General features: G+C 41.6%; 9 protein-coding genes and 1 pseudogene. 5 read left to right on the top strand and 5 right to left on the bottom strand.

Translation table 11 applies throughout. The features are described from left to right. Positions 1-443 precede the first annotated feature (443 nt). Both WN50_RS23855 and WN50_RS23850 read right to left on the bottom strand, forming a co-directional pair. A complete protein-coding gene (locus tag WN50_RS23855; protein WP_152964917.1) occupies positions 444-755 on the bottom strand; it encodes a hypothetical protein in 312 nt (103 codons plus the stop codon). Positions 756-886: 131 nt separating this feature from the next. Next, positions 887-2,143 carry a tRNA nucleotidyltransferase/poly(A) polymerase-related protein gene (locus WN50_RS23850; protein WP_046281759.1) on the bottom strand — a complete coding sequence of 419 codons (1,257 nt, stop codon included), beginning with the start codon at positions 2,141-2,143 and terminating at the stop codon, positions 887-889. 177 nt (positions 2,144-2,320) lie between these two features. Here WN50_RS23850 and WN50_RS23845 point away from each other — a divergent pair. The 4 genes and pseudogenes from WN50_RS23845 to tsaB all read left to right on the top strand — a co-directional run. Continuing rightward, a pseudogene (locus WN50_RS23845) lies at positions 2,321-2,744 on the top strand (RNA-guided endonuclease InsQ/TnpB family protein); the annotation flags it as partial. Positions 2,745-2,855: 111 nt separating this feature from the next. After that, positions 2,856-3,104, top strand: a complete 249-nt coding sequence (locus tag WN50_RS23840) for a Ycf34 family protein (protein ID WP_046282116.1) — start codon at positions 2,856-2,858, stop codon at positions 3,102-3,104. Between the two features lie 202 nt (positions 3,105-3,306). Continuing rightward, complete coding sequence (locus WN50_RS23835) at positions 3,307-5,022, top strand: serine/threonine-protein kinase (protein ID WP_046282117.1); 1,716 nt, start codon at positions 3,307-3,309, stop codon at positions 5,020-5,022. Positions 5,023-5,060: 38 nt separating this feature from the next. Then, positions 5,061-5,717, top strand: coding sequence for a tRNA (adenosine(37)-N6)-threonylcarbamoyltransferase complex dimerization subunit type 1 TsaB (tsaB, locus tag WN50_RS23830; RefSeq protein ID WP_046282118.1), 657 nt, complete (start codon positions 5,061-5,063; stop codon positions 5,715-5,717). A gap of 116 nt (positions 5,718-5,833) precedes the next feature. On the opposite strand, the gene WN50_RS23825 is transcribed toward tsaB, so the two are convergent. Beyond that, a complete protein-coding gene (locus WN50_RS23825; RefSeq protein WP_046282119.1) occupies positions 5,834-6,466 on the bottom strand; it encodes a hypothetical protein in 633 nt (210 codons plus the stop codon). Positions 6,467-6,830: 364 nt separating this feature from the next. Between WN50_RS23825 and WN50_RS37000 the strand changes: the two genes are divergently transcribed. Next, the gene (locus WN50_RS37000; protein WP_046282120.1) at positions 6,831-7,919 is read left to right on the top strand and encodes a CAP domain-containing protein; all 1,089 of its coding nucleotides are present in this window, start codon (positions 6,831-6,833) and stop codon (positions 7,917-7,919) included. A 60-nt stretch (positions 7,920-7,979) separates the two neighbouring features. On the opposite strand, the gene WN50_RS23815 is transcribed toward WN50_RS37000, so the two are convergent. Further along, positions 7,980-8,987 carry a tetratricopeptide repeat protein gene (locus WN50_RS23815; RefSeq protein WP_046282121.1) on the bottom strand — a complete coding sequence of 336 codons (1,008 nt, stop codon included), beginning with the start codon at positions 8,985-8,987 and terminating at the stop codon, positions 7,980-7,982. Positions 8,988-9,037: 50 nt separating this feature from the next. Continuing rightward, positions 9,038-9,269 (bottom strand): zinc ribbon domain-containing protein (locus WN50_RS23810; RefSeq protein ID WP_049560989.1); only part of this gene is annotated, 232 nt, incomplete at its 5' end.

The raw sequence follows: 9,269 nt of genomic DNA, 5'->3' as shown, positions 1-9,269 counted from the left end.
CCTTAAGTTTTCAAGGTTAATTGCATCGATTAGATGCTGGGTTTTTCAACTGGTTGAATACCCTGCCAGTAGAGTTATTATAGCATTAGAAAGAGCCTTATATCCCCATACCTGAAGGTAGGGGCGTGTGCGGCAATTTTTGGTAAAAAGCGGACAGGTCGAATGCCTCGCTTTTTACCTGGGGTGTCCATGTACCTACCCCCAAATCAAAGATTATGGGGGCAGTGCTATAGCCCCCCAGTCCCCCCGTTAAGATAGGATAGGGGACAGTCAAAAAACCGATAACGGGTAGGGGTAATTGATGAATTACCCCGACAAGACTGATAACAGTGAAGGGCGGGTTTATATCAGTGATCGCTTAGAGAGATAAAACAATGGAGAACCCGCCCCTACGCTCACGGGTGAGTGTGAACTATCTCCCCCGGAAACCTATTGGCTACTTCTTAGCGAATTAACCGTACTGTCAAACTCAGAGGCGGCTGTGTTTTTTGCATCCCTTGGGAGTTACGAGGGCCAAAGAAATAACACAAAGACTCAGCAGCAGATTTTTGTTTAATATTGATCAAGCCAAAAGGGAAAGGTTCTTGATCGACTTGATCGCAGTCGCTCGAAGCAAGCAACAAAGGGGTGCGAACAGAACGCACTTGAGACTGATCTTCGACGAAAAAATTTGACTGAGCGTGCGAAACTGACGAAATCGCAGCGATCGCACCAACCCAAATAATGCACTCCATCCAAGTCCATCGACTCATCATCACCAACACTCCTAAACAGTTAAACCGATTTGACTCAAAGCAACTCCAAACACAACTGAGAGCCAGATGACTGTCGAGAAACTCTATGCACCCGTCTAAGTTGTCGCACAAGAAGAAGCGTTTAATCCTGATTACTCACCGTGTTCGAGGCTTTGGGCGGCGAATTTCAAGGCTTGCTCGGCAGTCGAAATTTGACCTTCAACCTGTGCCAGTTGAATCTTCATCAGCAGTTGACCGATTTTCGGACTCGGAGACAAATTTAATCCAGCCATCAACTCGTTCCCTGTGATCAACAACTGAGGATGAGCCACCGGATCATCAGGGTTCAAGAAACGTTCAATGAGAGGCGATAGACTTTCAATAGACAGTCCCCAAGCAACAGCTTGGACAGCTAAGGCGGGAAATAGCGTTCCGACTTCTTGGAAGAGAAAATACTGCTGTCTGAGAGAGATTTGCGGGGGAGATGTTTGCTGCAATGAAGACAAACCTTTGATCAAAGCGATCGCCGCCCTAATTTCGGTTTTGCTGTATTTTAACTGGGTTAACTCAACTTCGGCGACGGCGGGATCAGGACTCAGTAAACAGGTGAGTTTGGCTAAGGCGAGTAACGAAGTTTTGAGGGTATCGCGGATCGGATGAGATAATCGGAGTGTTAATGTCGGTGATTGTTGGTTCAACCTCTCAGCCGCCGGATCAATTTCTAGCAGTCGCTCAAAATGTTGACAGGCGTTTGGAAAGAAACTCGACAACAAACCGTCTTCTATGGCTTGCTTGATCCACAAAGCCTTCCCAGAGACATTTAATAAATATCCCAACTCAGTTTGGACTCGTTCGACGGCGACTTGAGTTAAAAACGGGGCGAGTTGACGGATAGTGGCTTGGGTTTGAGGTTCGAGTTGAAACCCCAGTTGTGCAGCTTGACGGTAGCCCCGTAGGAGTCGCAACGGATCATCGCGGAGGTTTTCAGGGGAAATCATGCGGATCAGTCGTTGTTTCAGGTCGGTTTGGCCTTGGTGGGGATCGATCAGGTCTTGGGTAAAGGGGTTATAGGCGATCGCATTGATGGTAAAATCCCGTCGTTGTAAATCTTGTGATAGACTGCTCCCCTCAGCTTGTGCAAAATCGACGGTTGCTTGGGGAAAAACCACTCGGGCGATTTGACGTTCTGCATCCAATAAGACAAATCCGGCTTTATAATAATTAGCTATATTCTTTGCAGTTGTAATTGCTTCTTCCAGTAAGACAAAATCTAAATCTAAGTATTCGGCTTTGCGGCCAAGCAGTTGATCTCGGACTGCACCTCCCACTAAATAAGCGGGTTGGGGTAGCCATTCTCGGTCAAACGGCCAGGTGTCTGTAGACCAAATTGAGTTAAACGGTTTTGACATTGCAACAAAAATCAACCTATTTCTTTGGCTAGTCAATCTTACCGAAAAAATGGGTTGAAAGCCCCGTCCTTCTAGGACAGCTTTTATGTTATCATGTCTTGCCTAGATGTTTCCCACGTAAAATGCTCGTTTTAGAATTTAAGGCTAAAGGGAAAACAACTCAATACACAGCGATTGATCAGGCAATGCGTAATCCAATAATCACGATTTGGTAGCCTATGAAGATTTGAGAATTAACAACTTAGTGAAAAATCATTGTCTCGCCAAGTCTATTAATGATGCAGGTTGGTATCAATTCAGAAAATGGTTGGAGTATTTCGGGGTGAAGTTTGGCAGGATAACTGTTGCAGTCAATCCTGCTTATACCTCTCAAGAATGCTCTAATTGTGGTGCGATAGTCAAGAAATCTCTATCAACAAGAACTCATGTTTGTGAATGTGGGTTTGTTTTAGATAGAGACTGGAAGGCTGCCATCAATATTCTGAAAATAGCCTTGAGTACCGTAGGGCATACGGGAACTTGGATCTTAGATCCGAAAGCTTCAGGAGATTCGACCTCTACTCATGTGGGAGCAATCCTGTCAGAGCAAGTTGGGTCGTAGAATGAAGAATCCTCACGCTTTTAGGCTGGGGAGTGTCAACTAAGCTACATTAGCTAATAAAGGACTGTCAATTTATTTCAGTCTGCTGAAATGCACAGAGGGTATTTAAAAATGTGTATTTGTGTCAATTGTCACTATGTTGATCGCTGTTTCACCTACCACGCCGTAGAAACACAGCATCAGGAACGTCACCTCACCGAAGATCCTACATTTGACCCGATTGAACCGACAATCAATGTTAACATTCGTTCCCGAGACAACGAGATCGAGATGGAATGGGATGTTGTGGGTTGTCAGAGTTTTAAGGAAGAAATGGGCAAATGGGCAAAGTTGCGCCCCGGTGAATTGATTCCGACCTAATAATAAATGCCGGACTGGAATCAAAGGATGGAGAAAAACGAGGAAACATCATAGCAAGAGGGCTCAATTTTCCTGCAATTCCCAGACTCAAATCTTTCTGAATTTCCGATTCTCTATCCTTTTGTCTCCTGTCTGTTCCCTCCTGTTCTTTCTATCGATATTTTCAATTTAAAATCCATGCTTTTGTGCATTCACTATTCCAATGAGTCATTGCTTTAATCCCAATTGCACTCGCCCGCAGAATCCTAACGATGCCGAATTGTGTCAGAATTGCGGTTCTGTTTTGGTATTGAAATCCCCGGATGAAACGACCGAAATTGCCCATTATCGAGGGATTCAATTGATTGGAGAAGGGGGCTTTGGTCGTACTTTTTTGGCGGTACATGAGTCTCAACCTCTTCAACCTCGGTGTGCGATTAAGCAGTTTTTTCCTCAAGGAATGAATGGAAAAAAAGCGGCGGAGTTATTTCAGCAAGAAGCGAAACAACTTAAGCATTTAGGACAACATCCTCAAATTCCTCAATGGTTAGGTTATATCGAACAAGAGGGCTATCAATATTTAGTACAAGAATTTATCGAAGGGAAAAACTTAGCCCAAGAATTGTTTGAGAAAGGGGCTTTGAATGAAGATAAAATTCGACAATTATTAAAGGATTTACTCCCAGTTTTAGAGTTTATTCATAGTCATAAAATTGTACATCGTGATCTCAAACCCGAAAATATTATTCGTCGTCGCGCCCTATCAGAAACGGCAGGAAATCTGGTTTTAGTTGATTTTGGGGCGGCTAAATTAATGACGGGTGGGATGCTTCCCAAAACGGGAACAATGATCGGGAGTGCTGCTTATACAGCCCCGGAACAATTGATGGGGAAAGCGGTATTTGCCAGTGATATTTATAGTTTAGGCGTGACTTGTATTCATCTGTTAACGGAAGTTCCGCCCTTTGATTTATTTGATAGTCAAGAAGGAACTTGGGCTTGGCGAGATTATCTGAAAACACCTGTGAGTGATGAACTGGGAAATATTTTAGATAAAATGTTGCAAGGGGCGACAAGCCGACGCTATCATTCTGCGGCTGCGGTTTTGCGACAACTCAATCCTCCTCCGACTTATATCGATGCGTTTCCGGGGTTAAAAATCACTCCTGAAATGGAGTCAAATTCTTTAAATCAAGGGGATAAAAAGGTTATTCCAGCGTTAAAGGATTTACCCCAAAAACCCGTCAAAACATCTCTAAATATAACTCAATCTCAAGCCGAAAAAGTTCAAGTCACGTTACAAGATGCCTTGAGTTCTTATCCGATTAAAGTTCAAGTCAGTTGGGTGAAAAAACATCAACTTACGGTTGTGATTAATCGCCAAAAAGAGACTAGGGTTAATTATGGTTATTTAGCTAAGATCATTAGTTATGAACTCACTCAACTGCAACTCGAGAATGTGCGTCAAGTCAAGTTACTTGGACGAGTTAAAAATAGCAGTGTTCCTGAGTGGAAAAAACTGTTAGTGATTGATCGCAAAACTCAACTTAAAAATCAATTGATTAGACTGCAAACCCATCCGATTTACTTACAAGTCTCTCAAGTGGGTTCTCGAAAGTTCTGGATGAACACGATTCAACGAAAAGGGTTTTGGATCGATGTTTTGATGGGTTCAATGATTGCCTTTATTTTTAGTTCAAATGTAATTATCTTTTCGCCTTTAATGGCGTGGGTTATTGCTTTTGGTTTTATCCAGGTCAAAAGTCGAGTTTCTCAAACCAGTGAAATTGAAACGGGTGTTTTGTTTGGTACAATAGCCACTTTATTTCTGTTATTTGGTTTGTTGGATATAAAGGAGGAAACGCAAGGCATTTTTGGGATTATTTTAGCCGGAATTTTCATTGCTATGCCGATGTTTTACTCCAAAGGAAATTATTGATTTTTGTCAAATCTATCTATTAACAGTGGAAAGTTATAATGCAGTTTGATAGCAAAGAATATGGTTTAGCCCTTCATACGAGTAGCCCTGAACTTGGGTTAGCTGTCAGTAACTTTTCTGGAGAAATTCGTTCTCAAACGTGGAACTTGGGGCGAGATTTATCGGTGCAATTGCATCAATATTTGGCGGAGTTTATTCAACCTCAAACTTGGTCAGACTTGAAATTTATTGCAGTGGCTAAAGGGCCAGGTAGTTTCACGGGAACTCGCATGGGTGTGGTGACAGCAAGAATATTAGCCCAACAGTTAGAGATTCCGTTATTTTCTATTTCCACTCTCGCCGCGATAGCTTGGCAAACTTTTCAGAAAGATTCTATATTATCTGATAATTTAGCCCTCCAAATGCAAGCCCAACGCGGTCAATTTTTTGTGGCGATTTATGGGAAACAAGAGAATTTAATTGAATGTTTACCGGATACTGTGATGTCGCTGGAAACTTGGCAAACTACGTTAGAAACTTGGAAAAATCCCTATAAATTAGTTAAAGTCTCAGGCGGTTTAGGAGACTCAGCAATTAGTTTATTAGAATTAGCAAATCTAAACTTTCAACAAGGAAACTCTCCTCACTGGTCAGAAGCGTTACCCTTTTATGGACAGCATCCTGTTGAGAATTATATCACAAAAAATGAAACTTAGAACTCCTAAAAAGGAGAGATAAAAAAACATAAAGACACAGAGAACACCAAGAGAAAATCTTCGTGTCTTTGTGTCGAGCGTGGTGAGTTTTTCCATCAAAAAAATCTCGGTTTTATTTACTGCAACTTTACCGTTATCGGAGTTGTTACCGGATAATCTTCACCAATAACCAAGACTTTATAAACACCATCTTGGGTGATAGAAGTCAAAACAAACCCTTCTTTTAAATCCAACAATTGACCCGTTGGAGATTGAATCGCGAGGCTGACCGTATTGGCTTTAACGGTGAGAATTTGACCGCTTTTACAGGTAATTTTTAGGGGTTGAATTTGTTGTGAAAAAAGATTGATCTCCATCTGAATTTCACTCTGATTTGTGCCAATTTCAGCACTACGGCTTCCTTTATAGGCATACTCTGATAACCGCCAGTCGGTGAATTGATGATGGGAAGAATTACCACTCAAATTCTGACTCAAATCTACTTTAATCGCCGAGTGAGTTGATTCCTGTTGCGGATAAACTAATACACGATAAATCCCAGATTCCGGTAAAACACCTTTCCACTCACCGGAATAAAGAGTCGTTAATCCTTGACCTGAAGGGGTTAAAAGTTTCGCTCTGGAAGTACCATCAGACACTCCAAGGGTTAAATGTTGTCCCTGTTTTCCTTCAAAAATATAGAGAGTAGGTTGGTTGAGTGTGGCTTTAATTTCACCGAATCGAGAAATTGACTTGATGGGATAATTCATGGTGATGATTTGGGGTAGGGGTTAGCAAGGAGAGGGTGAACATCAATAGACAAGCAGCCTGTTAAGCCAGTAATATTCTTTTATACTAACAGTCTAAAATTTTCTCAGGGTACCTTAAACTTAGCCGTGATACTTGTTGAAGCTTCACATGAAATCTGTAGTTTTACGGAAGATAACTTGTGAAAAATTGTAGACAGTTGAAAAAGTGACACAATACAGGTAAAGTTTTGTTTATTTTTCCTGAATTTGAACGGTAAGCTTTGAAAAAGAAAAATTGAGGGTAGCCTAAATTTATCGATTAACGCTGCTTCTAAGGTTTACGGTGATTGTTTAGGAAAATACGGATAAAAATCGGAGTAGAATCATGGTTTTGGTACCGGATACTGAATTAGGTTTGTGGATGGGGGACAATTCCTCTGAATTGATTACGCTTTTTCCGGGTCAATTAACAAGTTTTCCACTCGGCGTTTTAACTCTGGGTGGTGAAGATACGGTTGAGGGTTCTGTGGATTCTGAATTAATTATTGTGAATCAAGATGATGATTTGGTCTTGGGGGGAAATGGAAATGATACGATATTTGGCGGGAAAGAGAATGATAATCTAGATGGACAGGCGGGTAATGATCTTTTGTTTGGAAATTTTGGTGAAGATACGCTCATCGGTGGTGAAGGGGATGATAGTTTATTTGGGGGTCGAGAAAATGATATTCTCTCTGGCGGAAGTGGAAATGATACGCTTTACGGCGATTTTGGGGCAGATACGTTAACGGGTGGCTCGGGAACGGATCTTTTTGGATTGCGAGAAAATGGTGAGGGTACTGATTTTATTACGGACTTTCAAGACGGTATTGATTTGATGCAACTTCCTGATGGGATTGGGGAAATTCGAGTTCAAAGTAATGGCTCAAATCAAACTGAAATTAGCGTGGTGGCGACTGGCGAAATTATTGCCTTGCTTGATGGAATTCAACCTTCTGCTATTACGCTAGACGATTTTATCAACGCTGAGGTTGCCAGTATTTCTCAGCCTGCTGATCTTCCTGAGAATTTGATTAATCGAGTCGTGGAATTAACGAATGATTTTCGGGCTGAGAATGGTTTATCGGCTTTGAGTCCCAATTCTCAATTGGTAATAGCGGCGGAAAATCACAGCGAAAATATGGCGTTACAGGATTTCTTTAGTCATCAAGGACTGGATGGTTCTGATATTGGCGATCGCGTTTTGAATGTGGGTTATGATTATTCTAGAGCCGGAGAGAATATTGGGGCGGGTTATCAAACGCCTGAAGCGGTTGTTGAGGGATGGATTAATAGTCCAGGACATCGAGAAAATTTACTCAATCCTGATTTTACCGAAATTGGTGTCGGTTATTATTTCCTGGAAAATGATACCGGAAGTGAAAACTGGAATCACTACTGGACTCAGGTTTTTGGAACGCCGTTAAGCTTATAGAAAACAGTCATAAAATAGGGGAAGCGATGACTTCCCCCGAACCCAATTGTAGAGTTGAGATTAATCATCGAGAAATTCAGCTTCACAAATGGTTGAGTCTCGATAATTGAGATCTACTTCATCCCATAATCCTTCTAAAAAGGTGGTGTAAAAGTATTCTCCTCCTTGATTGAGTTCAACTTGAGGGGCTTTTCGAGAATAAGTTTCATTATTCGGGGTTCCTCGCTGTGCTTGATAGTAAACATAGGCATCAGCATTGACACACATGACGTGATAAAAGTCTTTATTGGCTCCGACTTGATCGCCAGATTTGTAACGGGCTAGCCCTCGATTGAGATAGGCTTTGATATAGCTGGGATCGATTTGTAAAGCCTGATCAAAATCATCGATAGCGGCTCTCATTTCTTTCAAGCTGTAGTATACACAACCTCGATTATAGTAGGCGTAAACGTTATAAGAGTCTATTTTTAAAGCGGTGTTGTAGTCTTCAATGGCTTGCTGATGTTCTCCAATTTGATGATAACAAAGACCTCGATTAATATAGGCTTTTGTGTATTGGGGAGCAAGTTCTATGGATCGGTTAAAGTCTTGAATGGCTTCTTGTTTTTTACCTGCAATATAAAAAGATCGACCTCGGTTATAATAGGTCTTGTAGTTTTTGGGATTAAACAGTAGGGCTTTGTTATAGTATTTGAAGGATTCTTCGCAATCTCCACTTTGAGCGATCGCTAACCCTAAGTTGTTGTAAATCGCATCACTGGTGGGGTTAAATTTTAAGGCAATTTTTAAGTCTTTAATGGCTTTTTTGTAGTTTCCTAGATGACGCCAAGCATTTCCTCGATGCAGGTAAGCTTCTGACAATTTAGGATTGATTTGCAGAGCGTAATCTAAATCTTTGATAGCCTTTTTGTAGTCTTTTAAATGGTAGTAGAGTAGGGCGCGATTGTTGTAGGCAATAGCATAATTAGGATGACGATTGAGTACCTCAGTTAAATCGTCTAATGCGCCTCTATAGTTTCCTTGACGGGCTTTTGTTAAACCCTGTTGATAGAGTTTGTTATTTTGCATAAAATGACCTCGAAGATGAATCTGGGTCTTTGAACAGTGAACTACCGACACTAAATCGAAGCGATTATAGTGTCGGCTTCTAATATCGCGGGGGAATGCCTTAGAACGGACTTGCGTCCCAACTTTGGTCTTACTCCCCCTCCATTAGCAGAAACGGCTGTTCCATCCGTCTGTATTATTCTGATACCTTCCGCTCTGATATTTTTTGCTGCATTGCCATCACGGTCGTGACGAGTACCGCAGTGAGGACAAGTCCACTCTCTAATATCAAGGGGTAACTCA

It is taken from the genome of Limnoraphis robusta CS-951 (genome assembly GCF_000972705.2).
This window is presented reverse-complemented; position numbering and strand designations above follow the sequence as displayed.